Genomic DNA, 24,049 nt, shown 5'->3' with positions numbered 1-24,049 from the left:
CCGGGCCGCGTCAGCGGCCCGGGGTGTCCTCGGGGTCGAGCAGCCACTCCCAGCCGACCAGCCCCGGGTCCTGCCACAGCCTCCGCAGTTCCTCGGTGACGGCCTCGGCGGCCGTCGCCTCCGGCAGGACGACCGCCAGCGAGAAGCCGACGGCGAAGAACTGCACCGTTCCGCGCCATCCCGACGGCAGCAGGGACGACACCCGCACCGCCGTGGTCTCCGGCGCCCCGGGCCGCTCGTGGGCCGGCGCGGACGCCGCCGCCGGGGAGGGCATCACCAGGACGCGCAGGAAGGTCAGCGCACCGGTGTCCCGCGGCGCGGGCTCGTGAGGGCCGTGGGTCATGCCGCCCGCCCGCCCGGCAGGTCCCGCGCCGCCTCGTCCGTGTCCGCCTCGTCCGTGTCCGTCGCAGCCGGGTCCGGCGGCACCGCGCTCGTGTCCGCCGTGTCCGCCGCGTCCGTCTGTACGGCCAGGGCCGTCAGCGGCCGCTCCGCGAACATCCGTACGGCGGCCCGGGAGACGTCGGCGAGCGGGGCCTCGCGCAGCGCCCGGGGCAGGCGCATGAGCCAGGTCGCGTCGTGCCCGTAGGCGGCGGTCTGACAGAGCATGTCCGCAAGGGTCTCCTGTGTGTCGAACACGCTCAGCACCTGGCCCGCGCAGAAGACCCGCGTGGCGTCCGTCTCGGCCGCCGTGAACGGCTCGCGCGCCAGCCGGCGCACCCGCTCGTGCAACTCCCGTACCGTATGCGGCCGGTGCGGTCCTTCGTACCAGGCCCGCAGGTAGGCGCGGTGGCCCGCCGCGGCCGTGTCGCGGCCGGTGATCACGGTCAGGCCGGAGGTGCGGTCGACGGCCAGCCGGGAGCCGAACCAGCCGCCCAGCGCGGCCGTGGCCAGGTAGTCCGCGGCCTCGGTCGCGGTGCTCATCGCCGCGGGCGCGCAGAGGGTCACGTGCGCCTCGGCGGCACCCGGCCGGTGCAGGGTCAGCACGGTGTCCTCCCCGTAGGCGTCTGCGGGCCCCGGCGCCGCCCCCTCGGGCGTGACGGCGTCGGCGGCGCTCCACCCGGCGAGGGTACGGGTCACCAGGGCGGCCGTGGCGTCCGGGTCACCGGGACCCGTCACGACGACCACGGCGCCCGCGGGTCCGGGCAGCGCGGCAGCGCCGCCGGCCGCCGGGAGCAGCCGCAGGCGCAGCGCGGCATCGGCGGTCCGCTGGAGCGCGATCGCGGCCGGGGCGGCCAACGCCGCCGCCTGCGCGGGCCCGTTCGGCCCACCCGCCCCGCCCGTACCGGCGGTCAGGACCGTCCCGACGACCGTGCGCAGCCAGTCCCCGGCCCGTTCGGCCGGCGCGTGACCGCTCACTTCCAGCCACTGGTCGTCCGTGGTCACCTGGACGGTGCCGAAGTGTCCCGTGGCCCGCCAGGCCGCGCCCGCCCGCAGCTGGGCCTCGTACGCCAGCCGTCGGATCCGGCCCGGGGCCCGCCAGCCGCCCGGACCGAGCGGCGCCTTGATCCGCAGCTCGGCCAGCGGGGTCCGCTCGTCCCGGTAGCAGACCACGCGGGTGCCGGCCGGGGTGAGGGTCTCGGCCCACGCGGGCACGACCGGCTCGCCGGTGGCGCGCGCGGACCGGGCCGGGGCGGCCGGGGCCTCGTACGGCGCCGGGCGCGTGCGCTCCGGGCCCGGCGTCAGCACCAGCACCGCCCGCGCGGTCCCGCGCAGCGCCCGCGCGGCCCCGGCCACGTCGGCGGGGCCGACGTCGGCCAGCAGGTCCGGCAGCTCGGCGAGGAGTCCGGGGCGGCCGAAGAGCAGCTCCAGCCGGCCCAGCGCGCGGGCCCGGGTCTGCAGGTCGTCGTGCCGGCGCACGTGGTCCAGGGCCAGGTCGCGGACGGCCGTGCGGACCGCCTCGCCGTGGCCCGGCGCGCCCGGCTCCGCCCAGTGGGCCAGCCCGGCGTCGACCCGTTCCACGAACAGCTCGGGCGCGGTGTCCGGCGGCAGCAGCCCGGTGACCACCAGGGTCTCGGGGGCCAGGGCGTCGAGCGGCCCGAAGAACCCGCAGCTCGTCTCGACGGGACCGCCGCCGCCCCGCGCGCCGGTGGCGCGCAGCAGCCGGGCCAGCACGGTGTGCGCGAGGTACCCGGCCAGGTCGCGGGCGGGGTCCGGCAGCCGGTAGCCGAGCGCCACGGCGGTCGCGGGCACGCCCGGTTCGGTGCCGTACGCCCACCGGTCGGCCTCCGGCGCCCGCTCGCGCAGGTCCGGGCGGGCGGGCACGGGCCGCCCCGGGATGTCCCCGAAGTGCCGCTCGACCAGCGCGCGGGCCTCGGCCGCGTCGAACCCGCCGGCGAGCGTCAGCACGGCGTTGCCGGGCGCGTAGTGCTCGGCGAAGAAGGCCCGGCAGTCGGCGACGGTCGCCGCGCGCAGCCGCTCCGCGTCCCCGTACCCGTCGTGCGCGTTGGCGTACGAGCGGTAGAGCACGGCGGGCAGCAGCGGCCAGGGGAAGCCGCCGTACGGGCGCTCCACCGTCGTCCCGTGGATCTCCAGGGCGACGCCCTCCAGTTGCTCCGCGAGGGCCTCCTCGGTGAACAGCGGCGCCCGCATCCGGTCGGCTTCGGCGAACAGCGCCCCGTCGAGGGCGGAGGCGGGCACGGCCTGGTAGTAGTCCGTGTAGTCCTGGTGCGTGGTGCCGTTCGCGGAGCCGCCGAGCCGGTGGATCCGGTCGTAGAACTCGCCGCCCGTCAGCTGCTCGCTGCCCTGGAACATGAGGTGCTCGAAGAGGTGCGCGAAGCCCTCGCGGCCGGGGGGTTCGGACCGGAACCCGACCCCGTAGTGCACCGCCACCGCCACCCGGGGGTGGCGGTGGGAGGGGGCGAGCAGCACCCGGAGCCCGTTGGGCAGGGTGAACCGGTGCATCAGTGGTCTCCTGGTGCGGTGGGACCGCCGAAACCGGTGAGGTAGCCGAGGAAACCGGCGAAGCGTTCGACGGTCTCCGGCTGCCAGCCGACGTAGGCGGTGTAGTCGTGCAGGTGCAGGGCGATGCGCAGGGCCGCCAGCCGCGGCCGCAGGGGGCCGAGGGGGCGCCCGTACCCCTCCTCGACGGCGTCGACGAGCCCCTGCCAGGCCTCGCTGTCGCCGCCGAGCTGCCAGGCGAGCTCGGTGAGTTCGCCGACGGCCCAGCCGACGTCGGAGTACCAGGGGGCGAGGCACACGTCCTCGCCGACCAGCAGCTCCACGGGGCCGTCGGCGGCAGGGTCGGATACGGCGGCGGATACGGGGTTGGATACGGGGTCGGCGACGAGCGAGCCGAGGCCGGGCGCGCCGTGGGAGACGACGAGGGCCGGGTCGGCGGCGAGTTCGGCGGTCCAGTCGCGCAGCCGGTGCCAGCGCTCGGCGCCGAGCCGCTCGCGCAGTACGGACGCGGCCTGCGCGGCCCAGACCTCCGGCGCGCGGCCGGCGAGCCACGCGTCGAGCCGGGCCCAGCCGCGCGAGGCGGTGGGCGGGGCCGGTGCGCCGGCCGGCACGGGCACGGGGACCGGGACCGGGGCGGTGTGCAGCGCGGCGAGGGCGCGGCCGAGGGCGTGCAGGGCCGGGCGCAGCCCGGGGTGCGGGCCGTGCCGCAGCAGGTGGCCCGCCACGGACTCGTCCCCGGACAGGCCCCGGTAGGCGCGCGCGCCGCCGGGCAGCTCCTCCCCGTAGACGAGGCGCACGCCCGGGGTCCGGGGGGTCGCGGGGAGGGGGGCCGGGAGCGGGTGGAAGCCGGCGGGCGCGAGCGGTCCGGGCTCGCGGACCCACAGGCCGCCGTGGACGGTCGTGCGCAGCAGCCCGGTCCCGAAGCGGACGGGACCGCCGCCGACGTCGACGGCGATGTTCTCGACGGCGGTGGCGCCGGCGGTCACAGCGTGCTCGCCGGCGGCGGGAGGGGCACGGACACGGCGGCGGCGGCCAGTTCGCGGCGGCGCTGCTCGACCATCGCGAGCGCGTCCGGCAGCGGCGCGGGCGCCCAGGCGTCCTCGCGGCCCGTGGTCATGGAGAGCCCGGGACGCGGCGGCAGCACGGCCACGTTGGGCCGGGCGGCCAGCGCCGCGTGGTGGGCCCGGTAGGCGGCGCTGTGCAGTCCGCCCGGCGGCAGCGCGGGCAGCAGCACCACCGGGGCGGTGGTGCACTGAGCGGCCAGCAGCGCGGGGCTGTCGGCCAGCCCGAGGGCCAGGCGCGCCATGAAGTGCAGGGTGGCGGGTGCGACGACGACGGCCTCGGCCCACTCGGTCCACAGCACGTGCCGCGCGTGCACCTCGTCCTCGGCCCACCGGTCCGGCAGTACCTCGGCGCCGCTGTGCCCGGCGAGCGTGACCCGGCTGACGAACCGTTCGGCGCTCGCGGTCACCCCGATCCGCAGTTCCAGGGCCGGGTAGGTGCTGCGCAACCAGCCGAGCCAGTACGGCAGTTCGGCGGCGGCCACGGCCCCGGTCACCACGAGCAGCAGCCGCGAGATCCCCAGCGCGGGCGCCGGAACGGCCGCCGGGGCCGGCGCGACGGGGGTCGCGACGGCCTGCGTGCCGGCGCTCACCGGGTCAGCTCCGGCAGCATCGCCCGCAGGTCGGCCAGCGCGGAGGGCAGCCCCTCCACCTGGCACACACCGGTCAGGTTCAGCGCGATCTCGTCGACGCCCACCGCCGCGTACTCCACGAGCCGGTCCCGCACCTCGCTGATGTCGCCGTGGACGAACGCGCCGCCGTCGATCACGGCCTTCGCGACGGACAGCGGGTCGGGCTGGTCGATGTCGATGCCGGAGCGGCGCAGCATGTCCTGGTAGTGCGGCATCGACAGGTGCCCGGTGTTGCCCGCCAGGACCAGCTTCGCCGGGTCCCGGTCGGGCGCGGTCAGCGCCACCGGCACCATCGCCACCAGGCGCGGCATCGGCCGGCCCGCGGCCTCGGCCCCGGCCTGGAGCTCGGGGACGATGACGTCCCGCAGGTACTTCGGCGGGGTCAGCCACGTGATGGCCACGTCCGCCACCTCGCCGGCCAGCCGGGCCATCTTCGGCCGCAGCACCCCGGCGCCGAGCTCGACGCGCGGTCCCGGCAGGGACGGCAGCCCGATGCGGCAGTCGAAGTACTCGCCGCGCAGCTCGACCTCGCGGTCGGCCAGCAGGCCGCCCATGATGGTGAAGTACTCGCGCACCGCGCCGAGCTGGCTGCGGTAGGGCGCGCCCAGCACGTTCTTCTGGAGGATCGCCGCGCCCGGTCCGATGCCCGCGACCACCGGGTGGCCGGTGGTCACCGCGAGGGACTTGGCCTGGAGCGCGGCCTCGATCGGGTGCCGGAAGGGCATCAGCGTGACCGCCGTGCCCACCGGGATCCGGAATCCGGAGGCCGCCGCGTACGTGAAGGTCTGGTACGGCTCGGACATCAGGGCCTGGCCCTGCCACAGCCGGTCCGCGGCGCCGGAGGCGACCAGCGCGGCCAGCGGGAGCGCCTGCTCGTGCCGGGTCGGCATGAACGGCATCATGATCGAGTACTTGGTCATGCCGTGACTTCCTTCGTGGGCCGGGCCGCCGGGGTGGCGGCGCCGCTGAGCAACTGGGCGCTGACCAGTTCGATGTAGGCGGGGCTGGAGTCGAGCAGTTCGTCGTGCGTGCCTTCGGCGATGACCCGGCCGCGGTCCATGACGACGACCTTCGCGGCGTGCCGGACGGTGGACAGGCGGTGGGCGACCACCAGGACCGCGCGGTCCTCGGCGAGGGTGTCGACGATCTGCCGCAGCCGCTGCTCGTTGACGCTGTCGAGCTGCGAGGACGGCTCGTCGAGGAGGACCAGGTTGCTGTCCGCCAGCACCGCGCGGGCCAGGGCGACCCGCTGGCGCTGACCGCCGGAGAGGTCGTGGGCGCCGCCGAGGACGGTGTCCAGGCCGTCGGGCAGGGACCGGACGGGGGCGTCGAGGCCGACCGCGGCCAGCGCCGCGTACAGCTCCTCGTCGGTCGGCACGGCGGCCAGGCCCAGGCTCAGGTTGGCCCGTACGGTGTCGCCGAGCAGGGTGAACGCCTGGTCGACGAAGGCGATCCGGCCGCGCAGCTCGTTGAGCGGCAGGCTCGCGGCCTCCTCGCCGAACAGGTGCACACGGCCCGACTGCGGCTCCATGAACCGTTCGATGAGGGCCAGCGCGGTGGACTTGCCGGCGCCGGAGAGACCGACGACGGCCGTCAGGCCCCGGGCGGGCACCTCGAAGTCCACGCCGCGCAGGACGGGTTCGTCGCCGTAGCCGAAGGTCACGTCCTCGAAGCGGACGGCGGGGGCCGGACCGGGGGTGTTCCGGCCGCCCGCCGTCCGGGCCGGCTCCGCCGTGCCGGGCGTCAGGTCCTCCACCGGCAGGGCGAAGACGTCGTTGAACCGCTGCCGGGAGGTGAGCCCGGCCTGGATCTGCGCGGCACCGGAGGCCGCCATGATCAGGGGAGCGGTCAGCTGGAGCAGGTAGAGGAGGAAGGCGACGAAGTCGGGGAGGGCGAGGTCACCGGACACGAGCCGGGCGCCGCCGCCGAGCAGCACGGTCAGCAGGGCGATCTGCTGGCCCAGGTTGATCACGGGGACGACCAGCGACTCCATGCGCGCCGCGTCCACGCCGAGCTTCTCCAGCCGCCGTGCGTGACCGTCCAGGGTGCGGCCGACCCGCTCCTCCGCCCGGTACGCCTTGATGATGACGAGGGCGTCGAGCGCGGTGATGAACTGGTGGGTCAGGGTGCCGATGTCGTCCTGCATGTTCTGGTACGTGCGCCGCAGACCGCGGATCACGACGGCGACGATGGCCAGGGCGCACACGAATCCGGCCAGGGTGATCAGCAGCAGCACCCAGTCCAGGACGCCCATGATGACGATGGTGCCGAGCAGGGTGATCGCGGCCATCGGGAGCTGGATCGGCCCGATGTTGATGGCGCCCTTGAGCTGCATGGCGTCGGCGGTCAGCCGGGTGGCGAGGTCGCCGCTGCCCACCGCCTTGGCGTCGGACAGCCGCATGGCCAGGCCGCGCCGCATCGTGGTGATGCGCAGCCGGCGGACGAGCTGCTCGCCGAGGCGGGACAGCAGGAACGCGGCGAGCGCGCCCGCCAGGGCGGAACCCAGTCCGGTGCCGATCATCAGCAGGGCGGCCCTGGTGAGTCCCTGGCCCTGCTGCACCTGCTGGACCAGCTCGGCGACGACCAGCGGCAGTACGAGGGTGGCGGCGGCGGAGACCGCCGCGAGCAGGGCGATGACGGCCATCTGGAGCCGGTTGCCGGGCCGGAACAGCTCGCGCAGGATGCGCAGTTCGCCGTCCCAGGAGTCGGCGGCGCGTTCGGCGCGGTCGGCGGCGGCCCGGGCTTCCGCCTCGGCCTCCGCTTGCGCCTGCTCCCCGGTGGTCGCCTTGGTTTCGGTGGTGACGGTCATGACATTCCCCCCAGTCGGGCGTTGCGCAGGGCGGTCCGCGCCTTGACGATGCCGCCGTGCTGGAGCAGTCCGCCGATGTAGATCCGGCCGCCGACGCGCAGCAGCGCGGCGATCGAACCGAGCAACAGGACGGCGGCCAGGGCGATCTCCCACCACGGCACGTTCTCGCTCGCCATCCGGACCGGCATCACGGCCGAGGACAGGCCCGGCACCAGGGAGAACACCCGGGTGAGGGTGTCGCTGATCCCGGTGAAGGGCGCCAGCGCGGCCATCAGGCTCAGGGTCTGGAGCATGCTGACCGGGCCGGCCGCGTGCTGGAGGTCCTCGGCCCGGGAGGCCAGGGCCCCCGCGACGGCCCACAGGGCGGCGAAGCCCAGGAAGCCGGGGATGAACCAGAGCACCACGGACACGCTGGTGCCGATCGCGTCGGCCGGCGCGTCCACCAGATCGGCGGCGATGGCGACCGTGACGCCGCCCGCCGCCATGGCGCTGATCTGCACGAACGCCACGAGCCCGATGCCGAGCACCTTGCCCGCCAGCAGCTGCCAGGCGTGCACCTTGGCGAGCAGCACCTCCACGATGCGGCTGGACTTCTCCTCCAGGACGCCCTGGGCGATGCCCTGGCCGAACATGAAGGTCAGGAAGAACAGGGCCATCACGCCGATCGCGGCGGTCATGGTCCGCTCGGTCGTGCGGTCCGCGTCCGGGTCGAGCGCGGACACGGTCAGCGGCTGTACGGCCAGGGCCCGCGCGATGGCGGGGTCGGTCAGACCGCCGTCCCGCAGCCGGTCGGTGGTCTGCGCCGTGCGGTGGGCCTCGTACAGCGGGCCGGCCAGCGGCTCCGGCAGCTTCTCGCGGACCAGGACCCGGCCCTCGCCGACCAGCGCGGCGTCGGCCTTCTCCGCCCGTACGGCGGCCTCCGCGGCCGCCTCGTTCTCGTAGGAGACGACCTCCACGCCGCGCGCGCCACCGTCGCCGGATGCCCCGGCGGTCTGCGCGCGCAGCGATTCGGTCAGGTCCCGGTGTTCGCCGACGACGGCGAGGACCGGACGGTCCGCGGCGCCGGTGAAGACCTTCTGCAGCCCGAGGGCGCCGCAGAACACCAGGATCATCATGACCAGGGAGGCCCACAGTTCCTTGCGCTGGAACTGCGTGACGATCTCGCGCCAGGCGACGAGGCCGACGAGGGTGAGCGGCCCGTGCGGGGTGTTCCGGTTCATGCTGTCACCGCCTCGCGGAAGATTTCGGTCAGGGACGACTCGCGCCAGGCGAAGTGGACGATGTCGCCGTGGGTCTGGGCGGCCGAGAGGATCTCCCGTACGGGGACCTGCTCCTCGACCTCCAGCGTGTAGCGGTCGTGCCGCGCCTCGACGACGCGGGTGCCCGCAACGGCCGACGCCCACCCGGCCGGAGCGCCCTCCAGGGCGATCTCCAGGCGACGGGTGGTGCTGCCGCGCAGTTCCTCCACCGTCCCCTCGGCGACCAGGGCGCCGTCGCGGACGATGCCCACCCGGTCGCACAGCCGCTCCACCAGGTCGAGCTGGTGGCTGGAGAAGACGACGGGAACGCCGTCGCGGGTGAACTCCGTGAGCGCCTGGGCCATCGCGTCGGAGGCGACCGGGTCGAGGCCGGAGAACGGCTCGTCCAGGATCAGCACACCGGGGCGGTGGATCAGCGCGGCGATCAGCTGGACCTTCTGCTGATTGCCCAGCGACAGCTTGTCCAGCACGTCCTTGGGGCCCATCTTGACCCCGAGGCGCTCGATCCACTCGTCGGCCTGGACCTTGGCCTCGCGGGCCCCCATGCCGCTGAGACGGGCGAAGTAGACGAGCTGGTCGCGGGGGCGCATCTTGCCGTACAGGCCCCGCTCCTCGGGCATGTAGCCGATGAGGCGGCGGCCGGCGCTGTCGACGGGGCGGCCCTCGAAACGGACCTCGCCGCTGTCGGCGGCCAGCATGCCGAGCGCGATGCGCATGGCGGTGGTCTTGCCGGCGCCGTTGGCTCCGCAGAACCCGTACAGCTCACCGGGACGGACCTGGAAGGACAGTCCGCGCAGGACCTTCTTGTCGCCGAAACCCTTGGTGAGCGCGTCGAACTCAAGCACCGGCCACCTCCGGGACGCGGTCCCCGGCGAGAGCCGGGGCGAATTCGACGACGGACCGCACCGGGGTGACCGGACCCTGCCAGGTCGGGGTGAGACCGGCCCGGTCGGCCAGGTCCCTGACGGCCTCGACGGTCCGGGCGGGGACCGGGACGGTGGCGGCGACGCGCAGCGCGGTGTCGGCGGCGGCCAGGCCCGTGCCCATCTCGGGCAGGTTGATCTCGGCGAGGAGCACCCGCCCGTCGGGGCCGGCGGCCTCGGCGACGCGGCGCAGGATGGCCACGGACTTCTCGTCGCTCCAGTCGGCGAGGATCCCCGACAGCAGGTACACGTCGTGGCCCTTGGGCAGTTCCTCGAAGAAGCTGGCGGCGACGGCGGTGCCGCGGTCGGCCAGGCCCGCCTCCTCGATGCGGCGGGCGGCGATCCCCGCGACGTTGGGCAGGTCGATGACGGTGCCCCGCAGGTGCGGGTGGGCGCGCAGCAGCTCGATGAGCAGGGTGCCGTTGTTGCCGCCGACGTCGGCGACGCTGCGGACCGTCGACCAGTCGTACGCGCGGATGACGGCGTCGGCGTCCCAGCCGGCCTCGGTCGGCCCCTCGGCCTCCAGGGCTCTGACGTAGACCGGGTCGGTGTTGATCTCGTCCCAGTAGTCGCGGCCGAACACGGCGGCGTGGGAGGCCTCGCCGGTGCGCACGGTGTGCAGCAGGCCCACCAGTCCGAGGGAGACCCGGCCGAACAGGCCCTCCATGCTGAGGTACTGGGCCAGGCTCGGCTCATTGGTGCGCAGCAGGGGGCGGGAGAGGTCGGTGAGGGCGTGGACGCCGTCGGCGTCGACCGTGAACAGCCCCAGTTCCACGAGGTAGCGCAGGAGCTTCGCGAACACCTCGGGGTGCGCGCCGGCCCGTTCGGCCAGCGTCGCGGCGGTGCCGCCTCCTTCGGCCACCAGGTCGGCGATGCCGAGGGTGGCGGCCACGCGGACGGCGTTGGGCTTGAGGAGGTCGGACATGTCGAGGAGGGTCTGGGTGTGTGCGCTGTTGTCGGTCATTCGCCTGGGCTTCCCGTTGTGGAGGTGAGGGGGTCGATGGGCACGGGGCCCGGAAGTGGGGCGGGCACGGTGCCCGGAAGTCAGGTGCGGGCGCGGGGGCCCGGGGGCGGGCGCGGGACCGTGAGGCCCCGGGGGGCGGCGGGTGCCCGGAGTGGGGCACCCGCCGCGGGCGTTTTAGCCCGGCCCGTTGGTGGTGACGTAGCTGAGCGCGAAGCTCGCGACGGCGCCGCAGAACGGGGTGGTGGCCGGGGCGCCGGTCACCGCGTCGACCTCGATCTCGTCGGCGTCGGCGTAGGACTCGTAGCCGGTCACCAGGTCTTCGAGCGTGCTCTGGTCATTGCTCATGGTGTTCGTCTCCCTTCAAAGGGTGTGTGTGGATGGTGAGTTGGGGTGAGGCTCCGGCTTAGCCGGGTCCGTTGGTGGTGACGTAGCTGAGCATGAAGCTCGCGGCGGCACCGCAGAACGGGGTGGTGGCCGGGGCGCCGGTCACCGCGTCGACCTCGATCTCGTCGGCGTCGGCGTAGGACTCGTAGCCCGTCACCAGCTCCTCGAGGGTGTTCTGGTCGTGGGACATGTGTTTCACCTCCCTTCGTCGGCTGGTTGCGTACGGGGGGACGGCGGCTGCGGGAATCCCGCGGGGATCAGCAGCCGAGCTTGTAGGTGGCGCCACCGGCGGCGGAGGCGGCGGCCGAGGCGCACCAGCCGGAGGACACGGCGGAGGCGGCGATGGTCGCGGCGCAGACCGGGGTGGTGGCCGGGGCGTCGGCGACGGCCTGGATGCCCAGCTCCGAGGCCTCGGCGTAGGTGTTGTAGCCGGCGACGAGGTCCATCATCGAAGCGTTGTCCATGGTTCTTCTCCTTGTGGGTGGGTGCCCTGTGGGCACCCGAGAGGTGTGCCGTACGTGGTGCACGTGCGGTACGTACTGAGGTGGAAGCAGGGAGCGGGTACGCGGGCACTCACGCCCTGCAGCCCCCTCAGGCCGCGGCAGCCGTCGAGGCGGTGCCGGTCGCGCCCGGGGTCGCGGGTGCGGGGAGTTCCGGCGAGGTGAGGTTGCGCGCCGGGCGGTGCGGGTCGATGCCGGCCTGGGTGAAGCGGGCGGTGAGCGCCTCGGCCAGCGGGGTGCCGTGCCGGGCCCGGTCGAGCAGGGCTTCGGCGGCGGCGCCGGCGCGGTGCTGTCCGAAGCTGAGGCCGCGCATGGCCGGCCGGTGGTCCGCGGGCTCGAAGGCCACGCCGACGCCGGGGGCGACGCGGTGGACGAAGTGCGAGGTCTCGGAGCCCAGTCCGGGCAGGGACGGCGCCAGTTCGGCGAGGACCGGAACGGCGTGCCAGGCGTCGGGCTGGAGGTAGACGACGAGGGCGTCGCGCCGCGGGTAGAGCGGCAGGCAGGAGAGGACCTTGGCCTGGTACGCGATCTCCAGCTCGTTGAGCCGGGTCAGGACGGCCTGCCAGGCCTGTGGAGCGGCCTGGGAGTCGGCCAGGTTCAGGTAGACGCGCAGCAGTTCGGCCGGCGCGCCCCGGTTGACCGGGCTGGTGACGACGAAGAAGCCGGGGGAGAGCGCGGGCCGCGCGGCGGGTACGCCGAGTTCGACGAGGGTGCCGGGGGCCGGGTCGGTGACGCTCATGGTCCGCCGGGGGGTCCAGGTCCGGATGCCGTCCCGCAGGACGAGCACGTCGGCGGCGTCGGCGGGGGTGCCGGGCGGCTGGGGCAGCACCACGGCCTCGGCGGTGACGCTGCGGTGCGGTACGGCCTCGCCGAGGCGCCGCTCGAAGTCGCTGTCGCGCAGGATCCGCGGCAGCTTGGAGGCCGACTCGTCCTGGCCGGAGTGCAGGGTCTCGTACAGGGCGGTGCCCAGGAGGGTCTTGAGCTCGCCGACGCTGTCCGCGGTCAGTTCGCGGCCGGCGACGGTCGCGGAGAGGCGGTCGTCGGCGATGCGGACGCGGTCGAGGGCCTGGAGCAGCGCGGCGGGCGGGGCCTCGGCCGTGTTGGTGGCCGTGTTCGTGCTCGTGTCGGTGGTCGTTCTTGTTCTGGTTCTCGTTCCCGTGCTCACGGGGTTACCTCCAATCCGAGTGCGGTGACGAACTTCTGGGGGTGGAGAAGGATGTTGCGGCCGATGCCGGCGGCCGCCCGCTCGATGCCGGACAGGCGCATCCGCTGCGCGCTGCCGGCGATCAGGCGGTCGAGCATGTGCCAGCCGGCGAAGGCGGCGGCCCGCTCGGGGAGTCCGGGGTCCATGTCGGGGCGTACGGCGGCGTACTCCTGCCAGAAGTGCCGGATCTTGGGCCGCAGGCGTTCGATCTTGGCCACGCCGCGGCTGAGGATCGCCTCGTGGGTGAGCTCGTACTCCTCGGGCCCGCTGCCCTCTTCGTCGCCACGGGTGGTGACCACGTCGAGGATGGAGCGGTAGAGCCACTCGCCGGCGAAGCTGCCCACGTCGCGGGCGGGGTCGGCGAGCCGGAACTCCTCCCAGTCCGCCACGTACAGGCCCTCGTCGGTGAGCAGGAGCTGGTCGACGCGGAAGTCGCAGTGGGAGGGGACCTTGGGTGCGGCGGCCTCGGCGGCGCGCAGCCGCGTCAGTGCCTCGACCAGCTGTGCGTCGCTCTGCATCAGGCGCCAGGCCTGGAGTTCGGCGAAGCCCAGGTTGTCGAACATGCCCGGGGGCAGGCCCTGGAGGAAGGGCAGGGAGGGCAGCGCCGGCGGGGTGGTGTCCAGCTCCTCGGGGGCGGGGTACTCCGCGCCGTGCAGGAGGCCGATGGCGCGGCCGACCTGGCCGGCCAGCTCGTCGTCGAAGCTCTCGTCCACCATCAGCTCGGCACCGCTGCGGGCGCCGTCGAGGTAGGTGAAGGCGACCAGCCGTTCGGCGGTGTCGTTGCCCAGGAAGACCGGGCCGCGCAGTGCGTGGGGCGGGAGGGTGACGGCGAACCGTTCGAAGGCGAGCAGGCGCTGCATCCGGTCGCGGACGTCATCGCCGGTTCCGACGAGCCGTTTGACGAAGACCTCGCGGCCGCTTTCCGTGCTGCCGGCCCATATTTCGTTGCGGCCTATCGGTGCGGAGACCGAATTCCTGTCGAAGTGGCCGAATCCCATGCGGTCGAGAAAGGATTCCACCGCCGGAACTCCGTCGAGATCGACGGGAGCGAATGTGGTCGACATCGGGTGGCCGGCCTCAGATGCTCTGCGTCGCGGGACCGGTGGCCGCCGGCGGGCTCTGCCAGCCGGGAATCGTCTGGCTCGGGCCCTGCTGGCTCGGGCTCTGCCAGCCCGGGATCTGCTGGCTGGGGCTCTGCCAGCCCGGGATGGAAGCGGCCGTGACCTGCGGCTCCGTCGGCTCGCTGGGGGTCTCGTCGGCCACCGTGACGGCGGTCGCGGTGACCTGGTGGATGCCGGCCGGTGCGGCGGAACGGTCTTCCGAGTCACCCGAATTGGTCCGGGTCGCGACGGCGATTCCGGCGACCAGGCCCAGTGCGGTGAATACGTAGACCGAGCGCTTCTTCGAACGTTCCTTGGCGGTGGCCGGCTTCGTCATTTCGTTTCCCCTCGTGGTGTCGTTTCCTTCTCGACGAGGACAACTCTGCCGCGCCGGAAGGCCCATGAGAGGGGAAAGAACGTTCAGCTTCCTGTATGCACGGTTCAGCTTCCTGCACCCGGTTCCGGGCCGTGGAAGAGGACGCGGAAACGACGCAGGCCCAGGTCGCTGACCTGGGCCTTCTCGGAGGAGCGGAATCGACCGCGCAGGGGCGTTGCCTTCCCGTCCTATGCCGGAGGTGTGCGCGCCGCCGCCACGATCCTCTCCAGTGCCGAGTCGCTGGTGCCCACCGCGTCCCGGACGAAGCCGAACTCCACCCAGTCGGCCGGGGACAGCAGCGCGACGGACAGCCCGCCCAGAGTCAGACCGTTCCCCGCCAGGACGGCGGCGGTGTTCCAAGGGCTCGGCAGGTCGAAGGACGACGCCTACCGCGAAGCGGAGGTCTTGCGCTTGCGGTGGGGCAGCCCGCGGTAGACCACCCAGACACTGGCCAGAACCAGGAGCGCGCCGCCGATCGGCCACCCCACGGACCCGCCGTCGCGGTACTGCCCGATGCCGACCACCAGCAGGAGGGAGGACGGAAGCAGCCCCGCCCAGTCAAGGGCTCTGCTCATTCTTGCGACGTTCGAGGATTCGATCACGGCGTGATCCTGACAGACCCCCGCCCGCCCCACCAGGCCCGTCCACGGGCTGTCCGGGCCGGCTGCTTCCGGTCGGTGCCCGGTCCCTGCAGGGCGAGGGTGATCAGCAGGGCGAAGGCCGTGAGGGCGGTGAGGGTGCGCAGGTTGTTGAAGAGTTCCCAGCGCCGCAGGATCTCCGCGTGATCGGCCGGGGCCGAGGTGAGCGCCCATTCCTTGATCCGGCCGTTGATCGGCACGTTGCCGAGCCGGGTGATCAGGAAGGACGCGAGGGTCAGCAGGCCCGCCGCACCCGCGATCAGCCGGGCGCGTCCGCGCGTCAGGGTCGCGAGGGCGAGGGAGCTCAGCGTCGACACCGCCATCGCGGCCTGCATGGTGATGCCGTTCATCTTCATCAGCTCGGCGTGGAACGACAGGCGCATGTCGAGGGGTACCGCGTTGAAGGTGGGGACGAGGTTGGCCGCGCCGTAGCCGAAGGCCCCGGCGAGGAGGCCGGTGGCGAGCAGGGCGAGTGCCTGAAGGAGTCGGATGCGCATGTTCGTGGGCTCCAGATGCATGGGTGTCGCCGGTGTCGCCGGTGTGGCCGAACGCCACGCGTTCGCCCGGCTCTCGGTACTTCGACGAGACGCCGCGCCGGAGTGTGAGGTCGGTTCCCCGGCCCTGCGCGAGGAGCGAGCGCGCGCGGGCGTATGGGCGGCGTTCGCGGCGCGTCAAAATACTGCGAAACATTCCGTACGGAACGGCCACAGCGCTCCAGGGCATCGAGGATCGACCCTCAAGGGAGTTGATGTCCGGTGATGACACAGGTCATGGAATCGGTTGCCGGTACCGAAGCGACGGTGCCGACCTGCTGGTACTCGGCCAACGGAGCCCCGCCACCCGGGCGCGTCGTCACCGTCGGCGACACCCTCGGCGACACCCTCCGCGTCGCCGAGGCGTACCGGCTGATCTGTGAGGGCACCGCACTGCTCTGGCGCGGCGACTACCCGTCCGCGCGCCGGCTCCTCACCGCCCTGGGCCGCCGCCTCGACCGCAGACAACCGCCCTCCGCACCGGCACCGCCCTCCGCACCGGCACCGGCACCGGCCGATGCCGACCGGTACCGGCTGCACCGCGGCGAGCAGGCCCGCCGCGCACGACTGCTGGGCATGCTGCTCATCCCGTACGAGGCCGGCTGGGCGATCCCGGCGCTCGGCGGCGACCGGATCCACCCGCACCACGGGGTCTTCTCCCCGGTCCGGGGCGAGTACCTGGACCTGGTGGCCGAAGCCGAACTCCCCGCGGGATACACGGCCTTCGACATCGGCACCGGTACGGGCGTCCTGCCGGGTCGTCCCCGTACGTCGCTCGACCGGGCGGTGTACGACCCGGACAGCCGGATGCTGCGGGGCTTCCTCACCGGGCTCCCGGACCATCTGGAGCCGGGCGGCGAAGGCTGGCTGATCCTCTCCGACCTCGCGAAGCCCCGTCACCCCCGCGCGAAGGACGCGTCGGACCCCTTCCACAGCGCCCGGGCGGCCGAGGTCACCTCGCTGTGGCGGCTCCGGGCCGGCTAGACCGAATGTGCTCACGGGGCCAACGGCCTAGACCTCGATGTGCGACCCCATGATGACCGTCTGGTCGCGGGGCAGGCCGAAGTACTCGGCGGCGTCGGCGGTGATGTAGGACGTGGCGATGAACAGCCGTTTGCGCCACGGCGCCATCGTGGGCGCCTTCCCCCGGCGCAGCTCGATCTTCGACAGGAAGTAGGAAGCCTGGTCGGTCTGGAGCCGCCCCTCGGTCATGGCGGGGTCGAGCGTGGCCAGAGCGCCGGGCACGTCCGGTGTCTCCATGTAGCCGAACCGGGCGGTGACGTGGATGATCCCGTCGTCGCCGTAGCCGAGGTCGTCGACGACGCACCGCTGGTCCGCCGGGACCCGGGGGACCGGCTCCGTCTGGAGCGACATGATCACGACCTGGTCGTGCCGTACGTGGTTGTGCTCGACGTTGGCCCGCATGGCGAGGGGCGCGGTCTGGTTGCCGCGATTGAGGAAGACGGCGGTGCCGGGGACCCGGCTCGTCGCCGCCGTGCCGCTGCGCAGTTGCTCGACGAACTCGCGCAGCGAGCCTTCGTGCCGTTCCCGCTCCGCGGTGACGAGCTCGCGGCCGCGCCGCCAGGTCGTCATGACGGTGAACGCGATGATCCCGATCAGCAGCGGCAGCCACGCGCCGTGGACGAGCTTGGTCAGGTTGGCGGCCACGAACAGCAGGTCCACGAAGAGCAGTACGGACCCGCCCATGACGAGCAACCACACCGGCGTGCCCCACTTCACGCGGGCGACGTAGAAGAACAGCAGCGTGGTGATGGTGATGGTCCCGGTCACCGCCATGCCGAAGGCGAAGGCCAGCGCCGTGGAGCTGCGGAAGGCGAAGACCAGGGTGAGGACCGAGATCATCAGCAGCCAGTTGATCCACGGCACGTAGACCTGGCCCATGGTGGACTCGGAGGTGTACGCGATCCGCAGTCTCGGCAGGTAGCCGAGCTGAGCGGCCTGGGACGCGACCGAGTACGCGCCGGTGATCACCGCCTGCGAGGCGATCACCGTCGCCGCCGTGGCCAGCAGGACCATCGGCCATCGTCCCCAGCCGGGCACGAGCAGGAAGAACGGGCTGCTCGTGTTGGCGGGGTCGGCGAGGATCAGCGCGCCCTGGCCGAGGTAGCTCAGTACGCACGCGGGGAAGACGAGGAACAGCCAGCCACGGGTGATCGCCCGGCGGCCGAAGTGCCCCATGTCGGCGTACAGCGCCTCGGCGCCGGTGACAGCGAGGACGACCGCGGCCAGGGCGAAGAAGGCGATGTCGAAATGGCCGAACAGGAAGCCCAGGGCGTACGTCGGCGACAGCGCCCGCAGGATCTCCGGGTGGTCGACGATGCCGAGCACCCCGAACGCGCCGATGGCGAGGAACCACACGATCATCACCGGCCCGAACACCCGGCCCACCACCGCGGTACCCCTGCGCTGCACCATGAACAGCACCACGATGATCACCGCGGTGGCCGGCACGACCAGGCTCTCCAGCGACGGCTCGACGACCTTGAGCCCCTCGACCGCGGACAGCACCGAGATCGCCGGAGTGATCATGCTGTCGCCGAAGAACAGCGCCGCGCCGAAGATGCCCAAGGCGATCAGCGTGCCCGTGGCCCGACGGCTCTGTTCCGAGCTCCACCGGCGCAGCATCGTGATCAGCGCCATGATGCCGCCCTCGCCGTCGTTGTCGGCGCGCATCGCCAGCAGCACGTACGTGACGAGGACGATGATGACCACCGACCAGAACACGAGCGAGACCACCCCGTACACGTTGTCCGTGGTGACCGGGACGGGGTGCGGGTCGCTCGGGTTGAACACGGTCTGGAGGGTGTAGATCGGGCTGGTTCCGATGTCGCCGAAGACCACGCCGAGCGCGCCGACCACCAGCGCGAGACGCACCGCGTCCCGCCCACTCGGCCCACGAGCCTCCGGCGGCCGCGCCGCGGCCTCACCGCTCGACCCGCTCGACCCACCCGATCCCGTCCCCCCGTGCCGGTGATCGGCCATGGTGCTCCTCCTCGGCGCGGGCGGCTGGGCCGCAGGCCAGATGCATTGCGGCGGACCCTACCGATCCCCGCGCAGCCGTCCGTGGATGCGCGCCGCCCCGTTCGCGCGGCGCGCTCCGGGTGCCTACGGGTCGCGGGCTACGGGTGGAGTGCTCCGCGCAGCGCTTCGATGGCCATGGTGCGTGCGATGACGGTCGCCTTGGAGTCGCGGAGGCTGTCGAGCATCATGAAGTCGTGGACCATGCCCAGCACGCGTACCGCCGTGACGTCCACTCCCGCCTCGCGCAGCTTGGCCGCGTACGCCTCGCCTTCGTCACGCAGCACATCGGCCTCGTCGGTGATGAGCAAGGTGGGGGGAAGGCCGCGGAGTTGCTCGATGTCGGCGCGCAGCGGTGAGGCATGGATTTCGGCGCGCTGCGCGGGGTCGGCGGTGTAGGCGTCCCAGAACCACTTCATCCCGTCGCGCGTGAGGTAGTAGCCATCGGCGAACTGCTGGTACGACGGGGTGTCGAAGTTGGCATCGGTGACCGGGTACAGCAGCACCTGGGCCGCCAGGCGGACATCGCCGCGTTCCTTGGCCATCAGCGCGAAGACGGCGGACATGTTGCCGCCGACCGAGTCGCCGCAGACCGCCATGCGCGAGGCGTCGAGGTTCCGCTCCTCGCCGTTCTGGATGATCCACTTGCCGACCGCGTAGTTCTGCTCGATCTGAGTGGGGTACTTCGCCTCGGGGGCCAGGTCGTAGACCGGGAAGACCATCGCGGCCTCCGCTCCGGTCGCCAGTTCCCGGACCAGCCGGTCGTGCGTGTTCTCGTCGCCGAAGACCCATCCGGCGCCGTGGATGTACAACACCACCGGGAGGGTCTTCGTCATCCCCCGGGGACGGATGATGCGGGCGCGGACCTGGCCGTACTGTCCCGCGTCGACGCTCACCCACTCCTCGTCCACCGCGGGCTTGTCCACTCCCTTGCCGGCCTGCAGATCATCAAGGATCTCCCGGCCGTTCTCCGGGGGGACCTCGTAGAGGCGCGGGTGCGGTTTCGTGGCATCCACCAGTTCCTGGGCCGCGGGCTCCAGGATGGGCGTCGGGAGCAACGAGGAAATGGACATGGGGTGTGCCTCCTGCCTCACAGTGCGGTCGTGACGGCCACCTTCCATCGTCTCGCAGCAGCCCACCCCTGCAACTCCGGCCAGGCGCCGAAGCCCGCGTCACTGCGTCGGCGACGCTCGAGAACACGGACTATCGCGCGGTCGCCTGGTCCGGGAAGTACCTCCAGTTGACCCTCATGTCGATCCCGGTGGGTGAGGACATCGGCTTGGAGGCGCACCCGGAGACCGACCAGTTCCTACGACTCGACGCAGGTCGGGGCCGCGTACAGATGGGCCGTACGGGTGGTGGAGGCGGCAGACGCGGTCAGGTCATGGACCGCGGGCGAGTGATAGGCCTCGCTGATGGAGCGGAGCCTGTCGACCTCGACGTCGAAGTCGAAATCCGCGGGGAGCTGCGAACTCGGTTGCGCATTGCCTGCCGGTGCCGGTGATGTGCCGGCGAGCTTGGCGGCAACGGCCGCGTGCAGCAGGACGGCCTCGGCCAGAGCGGACCTCTGTTCGGGGGTGAGGTCGTACTGTTCGGCAGCAGCGTCGGCTCGTTCGCGAAGGTCCGGCGAGGCATAGTCTGCCAGCACCAGAGTGGCGTCACGGATCTCGATCACCGCTCGATGCAGCCGGACCCGCGGGCCGGGGCGCATGGACCGGATGTCCAACACGACGTGGGGAACGGCCCTGGTGAGCACTGCCCACAGCGGACGGATCTCTCGCAGCGACCGCCAGTCACGCAGCACACGCCACCGGACGCCGATGGCAGGTATGGAGCTGCCCAGGATGATCAGCGAGATGGAGGTGTACTCGAGAATGTCGGCGACCAGGTCGGCCCGCGCGGCTTCGACGTCGGTGTGCGACAGGCCGAACAGCATCAGGATGGTGCGGTAGAGGCTGTACAGCAGGCCGAAGGCACTGCCCGCCCCGAGTGTCCGCAGGCCCCAGCGCAGCCATCGGGCGCCCGCATGTCTGCCGCTCCCCCAGAACAGCCGAGTGGCCACGGCCATGGCCAGCCCGAGAGACCCGAAGCAGACGATGTAGTAGGCGGTGCCCGGGGCAGACCCCATGTTCGTCTCGACGAAGTTGTCGGATTCTTCCGGCCGAGGGGTGAGCGCGAAGAGAACGGTCAGTGTCGTCATGGTGATCGCGGATGCCGGAACCAGGACGCGGCGCAAGCCGGAGACGGACTCGGGCCGGGCGATGACGGTGACGAAGTCGAGAATCGCGGCGGATGCGACGATGCCGAACAGGTTCTTGCCCAGCGTGGCCAGGTTGTGGACGCCGGCGAAGGCGTCGACCGTGTGCATGACTCCCGGCACCCCGAGGGTCATCGCCGCCGCAATCGATGCGAAGGCGACCCACAGTGCACGCTGCCTGGGCGTGCGGATGGCGCCGGGAAGGCGCCAGGCCGCCACGACCCACAGCAGGATGAGAGTGATGCTCTTTACCGCTGTCACGTCTTTCCCCCTGGGTGGCCGAGAGCGTCGTTGAGGCGGGCGAGGACGTCCGAGGCGTCACTTGAGGTGGAGATGGCCTCGTTGCGGCTGGCGCGTTCAAGGATGAGGGTTGCCAGGGTCTCTGCCTCTTCCTCCTGCCGGTTCACGAACCTGGTGCGGCCCAGAAGGTGAAGGATGCGGTCGGTGGACAGCCCCAGTTCGATGTCGCTGGACGTGGTCCTGGTGGCGGCCACTTTGATCCGGGCGGCCTCGGCACGCATGGTGTCGGCGATGGACGGATCGGGATGGAAGCCCTTTTCGAAGTCGCTGGTGCGCGCCAGGAATCGTCGGAAGTGCTCGGAGACGGTGACGGGTTCGTCGTCGGCATCGCCGCTGAGGTGCAGCTGGGGCGAGACGTGGCCGAGCAGCATGTGGGCGATCTCGTGCAGGACGATCTGGATCTTGAGGATGTCCGCGGCCCCGGCCTCGTAGAACACCAAGTCCGCCGTGTCGAGGCCCACCCAGATGCCGCACGGCAGGTCGGTGTCAGCGGGACCGTCGAGGGGGAGTACGAGGAGCGGGCGTCCTCGCTGCGCAGAGATGTTCGCGCAGAAGACCTCCAGGTTGAACGGCTGAGGGATGATCAGCTCGTCCGCAACTTCCGTGCGCACGACGCCGCGTCCGTGCCACCACCACCTCATACTCGGCTCCCCCGCCATTTTTCCGACACAGACACGGACACAGCCCGGTCGGACATTCTCGCCGATGCGGCACTGGCGACCTAGCCGCGACGGCGCCTTGACGGGGGAAGCTTGACCTCGGACAGACCCTCGGCTTGACGGAACCCCTCGACGATGCTCTTGATGCCGCGAATCGACCGAGCCGACAGGCCGCCGAGGCGGAACGCGACGGCGCGAACCTCGTTGTCCTGCAGGACATCGGCGAGTTCGTCGGCGGCTTCGGCCGCTTCGGCGCTCTCCTTGATCTCCCGGATCCGGTCCTCAACGGCTTCTGAGACGTCGTCATCAAGGAAGTAGGCCGTCGGGACGCCGAAGAAGTCAGCCAGTGCGCGGAGCGAGTCGACGCTGGGGTTGGTGACCTTGCCGGTACGGATCGCCTGCACGGTGCCGTGGGAGACCGTGGGGTCTCCTTCGCCGGCACGTTCCCTGATCAGCTCGGCGATCTCGTGGTACGTGAAGGGCCCACGTCCCGCGGGATGGATCGCTCCGATCAGGTAGTCCAGTCTTTGCGCAATCGTGCGCCGACTGCTCGCCGAGCCCCTGCCGCTCATCCGTCAGCCTCCCTCCGCCTGTGTGGTCGCGGACGCGTGTCAGTCCGCGTCTCATTGTCTCCCTCGCTAGATATGGTCGCAACAGACCTCAGATTCGCATCAAGTCCACTTGACAGGCCGGAGTGGTCGCCGCGTACATTCACTCGCGTCTAGTCCACTAGCAGCGCGACAGACTGTGTCTAGTTGTCAAGATGTGTCGTGCGGTGCGCGCTCTCGGCGTGCCGGCCAGGGGCCCCTGTGCCGGGTGTACTTGGGCTTTCGCCCGGTGCGGCGAGAGCGCGCACCGCACGCCGCGCCGACGTGCGTGTCGTCTTGTTGCGGTATGTAGCCGCACCGGCACGGAGGTGCGCGGAGCGTCTAGTTCGCTAGGCGGGTTCGTACGGGGAGATGCAGCGCTGGAGGCCAGCGGGCGAGGGCTTCGGGCTCACGAACACGGAACGGAGGCACGGGGCGCTCCGCCGAAACGCTGGGGCCCGGCAGCCTGCAACCGCGCGGATGTACGCGCTGTTTCCAAAGAGTCACATTACGGGGGAAAGATGCAGTTTCAGATACTCGGACCATTGGAGATTGAAACGAAGGATGGGCAGCGTGTAAGCCCTCGAGCGCTCAAGCTGCGCTCACTCCTGGCTTACCTGTGCATACACAGCACACGGCCCGTCTCGATGGACCGCCTCATTGAAGCCCTCTGGTCCGGGACGCCTCCGCAGAGCGCCACCACAGCGTTGCACGTATACGTTTCGCAGCTGCGGAAGTACCTGTCGAGCGTGGGAGTCGATCCGAAGCTGATCGTCACGCAGCCGCCCGGGTACCGGCTGGACCTGTGCAGCCAGACGCTCGACCTGCGCCGATTCGAGTCCCTGCTCTGCCACTTCCGCACCCTCCAGGCGCAGGACCGGCTTGAGGAGGCTGCGGAGGCCCTCAATGCCGCCCTGGCGTTGTGGCGTGGCCCGGCCCTCGACGATCTTCGCGCGGTGCCCTTCTTCCACAACCTGTGCAGGCAGTTGAACGAGAAGCGCGCCTTCGCTTACGAGCAGAAGTTCGAGATCGAACTCAAGCTCGGGCGCCACAACTCACTGATCGGCGAACTCTACTCGCTCATTGATGAGCAGCCGACCCGCGAGAACCTCTACTGGCACCTGATGATCGCTCTTTATCGCAGTGGCCGCATCGCGGAATCGCTCGCAGAGTACGGCAGGATCCGAAAGATCCTCGTTCAGGACCTGGGGGTCGAGCCCGGGCTGAAGCTGCAGAAGTTGCACCGGGCCATTCTCGCGCGAGAGGCATGGCTGGACGACTCGTGGGAGGACGTGCGGTCCGCGTACGCCTGCTGACCGGCGTAGCGACCGCCGAATCCGACGGTCGATCCGAACCCCCGGTGCCCGAAGTCAACCAGGCACCGCGGTTGAGGCCGCACACGGCCCGGGCCCCGGCCCGCCGGGACACCGCGTGGCGCTGTGGAACCGTCGTATCCAGGAATCAGCGTTGACGGTGCTGCGCTGTCGGGCCGATGGCGACCTTCTCGCCCACTCCCACACACAAAACAGACCCAGAGGGACCCGAACGTGAAAGACATACTGGAAGCCATCCTCTCCGATGATGCGGCAGCCTCTGATTTCGCCGCCCTCGCTGTTCCGGAGAGCTACCGAGCCTGCGTCCTGCTCAAGGAAGAGGCCGGAATGTTCGAGGGCATGGCTACCGCAGAAAAGGATCCCCGCAAGTCGCTGCACCTCCAAGAGGTTCCGACTCCGCAGCCCGGTCCTGGCGAGGCTCTGGTGGCGGTGATGGCCAGTTCGGTGAATTACAACTCCGTCTGGTCGGCCCTCTTCGAACCCATTCCGACGTTCAACTTCCTGGAGCGCTACGGGCGCCTGTCGGAGCTCACCAAGCGCCACGACCTGCCGTACCACGTCATCGGCTCCGACCTCGCGGGCGTCGTGCTGC

24 protein-coding genes and 1 pseudogene are annotated in these 24,049 nt (G+C 71.9%); 3 read left to right on the top strand and 22 right to left on the bottom strand.

All coding sequences use genetic code 11. The features are described from left to right. Positions 1 to 10: 10 nt before the first annotated feature. The 17 genes from ACFYZ4_RS37940 to ACFYZ4_RS37860 all read right to left on the bottom strand — a co-directional run bounded on the left by ACFYZ4_RS37940 (position 11) and on the right by ACFYZ4_RS37860 (position 15,245). On the bottom strand, positions 11 to 343 hold the full coding sequence (locus ACFYZ4_RS37940; protein WP_351292130.1) for a hypothetical protein: 333 nt from the start codon (positions 341 to 343) through the stop codon (positions 11 to 13). Then, positions 340 to 2,901, bottom strand: a complete 2,562-nt coding sequence (locus ACFYZ4_RS37935; protein WP_390786143.1) for an insulinase family protein — start codon at positions 2,899 to 2,901, stop codon at positions 340 to 342. The genes ACFYZ4_RS37940 and ACFYZ4_RS37935 overlap by 4 nt, the downstream gene beginning before the upstream one ends. After that, positions 2,901 to 3,884 carry a hypothetical protein gene (locus ACFYZ4_RS37930; protein WP_390786142.1) on the bottom strand — a complete coding sequence of 328 codons (984 nt, stop codon included), beginning with the start codon at positions 3,882 to 3,884 and terminating at the stop codon, positions 2,901 to 2,903. Before ACFYZ4_RS37930 ends, ACFYZ4_RS37935 begins: the two co-directional genes overlap by 1 nt. Beyond that, a complete protein-coding gene (locus ACFYZ4_RS37925; protein WP_351292124.1) occupies positions 3,881 to 4,552 on the bottom strand; it encodes a flavoprotein in 672 nt (223 codons plus the stop codon). Before ACFYZ4_RS37925 ends, ACFYZ4_RS37930 begins: the two co-directional genes overlap by 4 nt. Continuing rightward, positions 4,549 to 5,511: an LLM class flavin-dependent oxidoreductase gene (locus ACFYZ4_RS37920; protein ID WP_351292122.1), complete on the bottom strand. Its 963-nt coding sequence runs from the start codon at positions 5,509 to 5,511 to the stop codon at positions 4,549 to 4,551. Before ACFYZ4_RS37920 ends, ACFYZ4_RS37925 begins: the two co-directional genes overlap by 4 nt. Beyond that, complete coding sequence (locus ACFYZ4_RS37915) at positions 5,508 to 7,400, bottom strand: ABC transporter ATP-binding protein (RefSeq protein WP_390786141.1); 1,893 nt, start codon at positions 7,398 to 7,400, stop codon at positions 5,508 to 5,510. Before ACFYZ4_RS37915 ends, ACFYZ4_RS37920 begins: the two co-directional genes overlap by 4 nt. Further along, positions 7,397 to 8,620: an ABC transporter permease gene (locus ACFYZ4_RS37910; RefSeq protein ID WP_351590509.1), complete on the bottom strand. Its 1,224-nt coding sequence runs from the start codon at positions 8,618 to 8,620 to the stop codon at positions 7,397 to 7,399. Before ACFYZ4_RS37910 ends, ACFYZ4_RS37915 begins: the two co-directional genes overlap by 4 nt. Continuing rightward, complete coding sequence (locus ACFYZ4_RS37905; RefSeq protein ID WP_390786140.1) at positions 8,617 to 9,504, bottom strand: ABC transporter ATP-binding protein; 888 nt, start codon at positions 9,502 to 9,504, stop codon at positions 8,617 to 8,619. The genes ACFYZ4_RS37910 and ACFYZ4_RS37905 overlap by 4 nt, the downstream gene beginning before the upstream one ends. Beyond that, a complete protein-coding gene (locus ACFYZ4_RS37900; RefSeq protein ID WP_351292114.1) occupies positions 9,497 to 10,546 on the bottom strand; it encodes a methyltransferase in 1,050 nt (349 codons plus the stop codon). The genes ACFYZ4_RS37905 and ACFYZ4_RS37900 overlap by 8 nt, the downstream gene beginning before the upstream one ends. Before the next feature lie 174 nt (positions 10,547 to 10,720). Further along, the gene (locus ACFYZ4_RS37895) at positions 10,721 to 10,891 is read right to left on the bottom strand and encodes an LxmA leader domain family RiPP (protein ID WP_351292112.1); all 171 of its coding nucleotides are present in this window, start codon (positions 10,889 to 10,891) and stop codon (positions 10,721 to 10,723) included. Between the two features lie 58 nt (positions 10,892 to 10,949). Further along, on the bottom strand, positions 10,950 to 11,120 hold the full coding sequence (locus ACFYZ4_RS37890; protein WP_158717266.1) for an LxmA leader domain family RiPP: 171 nt from the start codon (positions 11,118 to 11,120) through the stop codon (positions 10,950 to 10,952). Positions 11,121 to 11,187: 67 nt separating this feature from the next. Further along, positions 11,188 to 11,394, bottom strand: a complete 207-nt coding sequence (locus ACFYZ4_RS37885; protein WP_030718520.1) for an LxmA leader domain family RiPP — start codon at positions 11,392 to 11,394, stop codon at positions 11,188 to 11,190. Between the two features lie 127 nt (positions 11,395 to 11,521). After that, positions 11,522 to 12,595, bottom strand: a complete 1,074-nt coding sequence (locus ACFYZ4_RS37880) for a T3SS effector HopA1 family protein (protein WP_390786139.1) — start codon at positions 12,593 to 12,595, stop codon at positions 11,522 to 11,524. Further along, the gene (lxmK, locus tag ACFYZ4_RS37875) at positions 12,592 to 13,698 is read right to left on the bottom strand and encodes a class V lanthionine synthetase subunit LxmK (RefSeq protein ID WP_390786138.1); all 1,107 of its coding nucleotides are present in this window, start codon (positions 13,696 to 13,698) and stop codon (positions 12,592 to 12,594) included. Before lxmK ends, ACFYZ4_RS37880 begins: the two co-directional genes overlap by 4 nt. A gap of 13 nt (positions 13,699 to 13,711) precedes the next feature. Continuing rightward, the gene (locus ACFYZ4_RS37870; protein ID WP_390786137.1) at positions 13,712 to 14,071 is read right to left on the bottom strand and encodes a hypothetical protein; all 360 of its coding nucleotides are present in this window, start codon (positions 14,069 to 14,071) and stop codon (positions 13,712 to 13,714) included. A gap of 425 nt (positions 14,072 to 14,496) precedes the next feature. Further along, positions 14,497 to 14,685 (bottom strand): hypothetical protein, encoded by a 189-nt coding sequence (locus ACFYZ4_RS37865; RefSeq protein WP_351292101.1) that lies wholly within the window; start codon positions 14,683 to 14,685, stop codon positions 14,497 to 14,499. A 23-nt stretch (positions 14,686 to 14,708) separates the two neighbouring features. Further along, positions 14,709 to 15,245: an anthrone oxygenase family protein gene (locus ACFYZ4_RS37860; protein WP_390786136.1), complete on the bottom strand. Its 537-nt coding sequence runs from the start codon at positions 15,243 to 15,245 to the stop codon at positions 14,709 to 14,711. Between the two features lie 273 nt (positions 15,246 to 15,518). On the opposite strand from ACFYZ4_RS37860, the gene ACFYZ4_RS37855 reads away from it, so the two are divergent. Beyond that, positions 15,519 to 16,265 carry a hypothetical protein gene (locus ACFYZ4_RS37855; protein ID WP_390786135.1) on the top strand — a complete coding sequence of 249 codons (747 nt, stop codon included), beginning with the start codon at positions 15,519 to 15,521 and terminating at the stop codon, positions 16,263 to 16,265. 27 nt (positions 16,266 to 16,292) lie between these two features. Here the strand turns inward: ACFYZ4_RS37855 and ACFYZ4_RS37850 are convergent, their stop codons facing one another. From ACFYZ4_RS37850 to ACFYZ4_RS37830, 5 genes are all read right to left on the bottom strand, one after another. Further along, on the bottom strand, positions 16,293 to 18,176 hold the full coding sequence (locus ACFYZ4_RS37850; protein WP_390786134.1) for a potassium transporter Kup: 1,884 nt from the start codon (positions 18,174 to 18,176) through the stop codon (positions 16,293 to 16,295). 245 nt (positions 18,177 to 18,421) lie between these two features. Further along, a complete protein-coding gene (locus ACFYZ4_RS37845; protein WP_390786133.1) occupies positions 18,422 to 19,393 on the bottom strand; it encodes an alpha/beta hydrolase in 972 nt (323 codons plus the stop codon). A 236-nt stretch (positions 19,394 to 19,629) separates the two neighbouring features. After that, positions 19,630 to 20,838, bottom strand: a complete 1,209-nt coding sequence (locus tag ACFYZ4_RS37840; protein WP_351292096.1) for an MAB_1171c family putative transporter — start codon at positions 20,836 to 20,838, stop codon at positions 19,630 to 19,632. Then, positions 20,835 to 21,488, bottom strand: a complete 654-nt coding sequence (locus ACFYZ4_RS37835; RefSeq protein WP_351292094.1) for a hypothetical protein — start codon at positions 21,486 to 21,488, stop codon at positions 20,835 to 20,837. The genes ACFYZ4_RS37840 and ACFYZ4_RS37835 overlap by 4 nt, the downstream gene beginning before the upstream one ends. 110 nt (positions 21,489 to 21,598) lie before the next feature. Beyond that, complete coding sequence (locus tag ACFYZ4_RS37830) at positions 21,599 to 22,108, bottom strand: helix-turn-helix transcriptional regulator (RefSeq protein WP_351292092.1); 510 nt, start codon at positions 22,106 to 22,108, stop codon at positions 21,599 to 21,601. A 191-nt stretch (positions 22,109 to 22,299) separates the two neighbouring features. Here ACFYZ4_RS37830 and ACFYZ4_RS37825 point away from each other — a divergent pair, with 191 nt between their 5' ends. Then, complete coding sequence (locus ACFYZ4_RS37825) at positions 22,300 to 23,439, top strand: BTAD domain-containing putative transcriptional regulator (protein WP_390786132.1); 1,140 nt, start codon at positions 22,300 to 22,302, stop codon at positions 23,437 to 23,439. Between the two features lie 231 nt (positions 23,440 to 23,670). Then, positions 23,671 to 24,049: pseudogene (locus ACFYZ4_RS37820) on the top strand (crotonyl-CoA carboxylase/reductase); the annotation flags it as partial.

This window comes from Streptomyces sp. NPDC001513 (assembly GCF_042894695.1).
GTDB lineage: Bacteria > Actinomycetota > Actinomycetes > Streptomycetales > Streptomycetaceae > Streptomyces.
This window is presented reverse-complemented; position numbering and strand designations above follow the sequence as displayed.

Bases quoted from the DNA above. Each gene is read 5' to 3' on its own strand.
- ACFYZ4_RS37940 (WP_351292130.1), bottom strand. From the start codon at position 343: ATGACCCACGGCCCTCACGAGCCCGCGCCGCGGGACACCGGTGCGCTG.
- ACFYZ4_RS37935 (WP_390786143.1), bottom strand. From the start codon at position 2,901: ATGCACCGGTTCACCCTGCCCAACGGGCTCCGGGTGCTGCTCGCCCCC.
- ACFYZ4_RS37920 (WP_351292122.1), bottom strand. From the start codon at position 5,511: ATGACCAAGTACTCGATCATGATGCCGTTCATGCCGACCCGGCACGAG.
- ACFYZ4_RS37915 (WP_390786141.1), bottom strand. From the start codon at position 7,400: ATGACCGTCACCACCGAAACCAAGGCGACCACCGGGGAGCAGGCGCAA.
- ACFYZ4_RS37910 (WP_351590509.1), bottom strand. From the start codon at position 8,620: ATGAACCGGAACACCCCGCACGGGCCGCTCACCCTCGTCGGCCTCGTC.
- ACFYZ4_RS37900 (WP_351292114.1), bottom strand. From the start codon at position 10,546: ATGACCGACAACAGCGCACACACCCAGACCCTCCTCGACATGTCCGAC.
- ACFYZ4_RS37895 (WP_351292112.1), bottom strand. From the start codon at position 10,891: ATGAGCAATGACCAGAGCACGCTCGAAGACCTGGTGACCGGCTACGAG.
- ACFYZ4_RS37890 (WP_158717266.1), bottom strand. From the start codon at position 11,120: ATGTCCCACGACCAGAACACCCTCGAGGAGCTGGTGACGGGCTACGAG.
- ACFYZ4_RS37885 (WP_030718520.1), bottom strand. From the start codon at position 11,394: ATGGACAACGCTTCGATGATGGACCTCGTCGCCGGCTACAACACCTAC.
- lxmK (WP_390786138.1), bottom strand. From the start codon at position 13,698: ATGTCGACCACATTCGCTCCCGTCGATCTCGACGGAGTTCCGGCGGTG.
- ACFYZ4_RS37870 (WP_390786137.1), bottom strand. From the start codon at position 14,071: ATGACGAAGCCGGCCACCGCCAAGGAACGTTCGAAGAAGCGCTCGGTC.
- ACFYZ4_RS37865 (WP_351292101.1), bottom strand. From the start codon at position 14,685: ATGAGCAGAGCCCTTGACTGGGCGGGGCTGCTTCCGTCCTCCCTCCTG.
- ACFYZ4_RS37860 (WP_390786136.1), bottom strand. From the start codon at position 15,245: ATGCGCATCCGACTCCTTCAGGCACTCGCCCTGCTCGCCACCGGCCTC.
- ACFYZ4_RS37855 (WP_390786135.1), top strand. From the start codon at position 15,519: ATGGAATCGGTTGCCGGTACCGAAGCGACGGTGCCGACCTGCTGGTAC.
- ACFYZ4_RS37845 (WP_390786133.1), bottom strand. From the start codon at position 19,393: ATGTCCATTTCCTCGTTGCTCCCGACGCCCATCCTGGAGCCCGCGGCC.
- ACFYZ4_RS37830 (WP_351292092.1), bottom strand. From the start codon at position 22,108: ATGAGCGGCAGGGGCTCGGCGAGCAGTCGGCGCACGATTGCGCAAAGA.
- ACFYZ4_RS37825 (WP_390786132.1), top strand. From the start codon at position 22,300: ATGTGTCGTGCGGTGCGCGCTCTCGGCGTGCCGGCCAGGGGCCCCTGT.